1 protein-coding gene and 2 pseudogenes are annotated in these 1,309 nt (G+C 56.5%); all 3 read right to left on the reverse strand.

Annotation, left to right across the window (positions count from 1 at the left end; all coding sequences use genetic code 11):
* Positions 1–94 precede the first annotated feature (94 nt).
* Positions 95–367, reverse strand: a pseudogene (locus ACQKP4_RS29130) (50S ribosomal protein L6); the annotation flags it as partial.
* A gap of 12 nt (positions 368–379) precedes the next feature.
* Positions 380–772 carry a 30S ribosomal protein S8 gene (rpsH, locus tag ACQKP4_RS29135; RefSeq protein ID WP_427637446.1) on the reverse strand — a complete coding sequence of 131 codons (393 nt, stop codon included), beginning with the start codon at positions 770–772 and terminating at the stop codon, positions 380–382.
* A 209-nt stretch (positions 773–981) separates the two neighbouring features.
* Positions 982–1,218 (reverse strand): annotated as a pseudogene (gene rpsN / locus ACQKP4_RS29140) (30S ribosomal protein S14); the annotation flags it as partial.
* Positions 1,219–1,309 lie beyond the last annotated feature (91 nt).

Here is a 1,309-nt window from a genome sequence, read left to right on the forward strand (position 1 = left end):
GGTGGCCACGCCGAGCGCCCCCAACGAGACCCGCGCGGCGCTGAACACTTCAGGATGGTGCGCGCTGTCGCAGTCCAGCACCTCACCGGTGGCGGCCGACCAGCTGGAGCTTGCGCTCGAAGCCTTGGCTTACGCCTTGGACCATGTTGTTTACCAACGCACGAGTGGTACCAGCCATTGCGCGAGTTTGTTGATCGCCATTGCGAGCAGCGAAACGCAGCTCACCAGCTTCTTCAACGATCTCAACGGACGAATGGATGTTCAGTTCGAGAGTGCCCTTGGCACCCTTCACCGAAAGCTGTTGGCCTGCGAATTTGACTTCGACACCGGCTGGCAGCTTAACGGGGTTCTTAGCGACGCGTGACATGCTTATCCCCCCTTAGAACACAGTGCAAAGAACTTCGCCGCCGACACCGGCAGCGCGCGCAGCACGATCCGTCATCACACCTTTGTTGGTGGAGACGATAGACACACCGAGACCGCCACGAACTTTCGGCAGTTCATCGACGGACTTGTACTGACGCAGGCCTGGACGGCTAACGCGCTTCACTTCTTCGATGACCGGACGGCCTTCGAAATATTTCAGCTCGATAGACAGCAGTGGTTTGATTTCGCTGCTGATCTGATAACCCGCAATGTAACCTTCGTCCTTCAGGACTTTGGCAACAGCTACCTTCAACGTAGAAGATGGCATGCTTACGACGGACTTTTCAGCCATCTGGGCATTACGGATTCGAGTTAGCATGTCCGCTAACGGGTCCTGCATACTCATGGGCTAGACGCTCCTAATACAAAAAAATTAGCCTTGCGGCTACTACTTGTCGCCGAGCTCATCCATGCGGAAAAAGCACGGGCTCAGGCGAGCCGGGTATTCTAGACACACCCCAAAAATGAATCAAGCCCCAAAAGGGGCTTGATTCAAGTTCAAGGTCACCGATGGTCAGGATCTTCCGATCCCGAGCACCGAGACTTTGACAGTGCTTACCAGCTGGCTTTAACCAGACCAGGTACGTCACCACGCATTGCAGCTTCACGCAGTTTGTTACGGCCGAGGCCGAACTTGCGGTAAACGCCGTGTGGACGACCGGTCAGGCGGCAGCGGTTACGCATGCGCGAGGCGCTTGCGTCACGTGGCTGCTTCTGCAGAGCTACTGTAGCTTCCCAACGCGCTTCTGGACTTGCGTTCAGATCAACGATGATAGCTTTCAGTGCTAGACGATCACCGCGCCGATCAGCTCGCAGAGGAAGCCGAACATGGCGATCCGTGCCAGCACTTTGGTGCCGCTGAGGTTGACCAGGGTGGCGAACA

The organism is Pseudomonas sp. NPDC086278, assembly GCF_050280905.1.
Lineage (GTDB): Bacteria > Pseudomonadota > Gammaproteobacteria > Pseudomonadales > Pseudomonadaceae > Aquipseudomonas.